Annotated in this window: 1 protein-coding gene; it reads right to left on the bottom strand. The window is 40.5% G+C overall.

The genetic code is table 11. The annotated features are described in order from the left end of the window. A partial coding sequence (locus DA085_RS20775) for a Glu/Leu/Phe/Val dehydrogenase dimerization domain-containing protein (protein WP_272914510.1) occupies window positions 1–480 on the bottom strand: 480 nt, incomplete at its 3' end. Between the last annotated feature and the right edge of the window lie 48 nt (window positions 481–528).

Raw genomic sequence — 528 nt, 5'->3', positions numbered from 1 at the left:
GTCGGTATCCGCACCGATATGGCGAGATAATTCCGTCATAAATGCTTGGCAGAAACGCATGACTTCCGCATCAGATTTACCTTTAGGATCGAAATCCGAACCGCCTTTACCACCGCCCATCGGTAATGTAGTTAATGCATTTTTGAAAACTTGTTCAAACGCTAAGAATTTTAAAACCCCTAAATCAACGGAAGGATGGAAACGAATACCGCCTTTATAAGGACCGATCGCAGAGTTCATTTGAATACGATAACCGCGGTTTACTTGCACTTGACCTTTATCATCAACCCAAGTGACACGGAAAGTAATTACACGTTCCGGCTCAACGATACGTTCTAAAATACCTTGTTGCGTATATTTAGGATTTTTGGTAAGAAATGGTGCTAATGAACCGAAAACTTCTTCCACCGCTTGGTGGAAAGGCGCTTGGTCAGGGTCACGTTGTTTGATTTTTTGGAACAGTGCGTTTAAGTCGCTCATAAAGTACTCCTGCGTATTTATATTTAAAATGAAAAATATTTATCAAAT

The sequence above is a fragment of the Ornithinimicrobium cavernae genome (assembly GCF_003121625.1).
Classification (GTDB): domain Bacteria; phylum Actinomycetota; class Actinomycetes; order Actinomycetales; family Dermatophilaceae; genus Ornithinicoccus; species Ornithinicoccus cavernae.
Note: the sequence above shows the minus strand (reverse complement) of the source record. Positions and strands in the feature narration are given on the sequence as shown.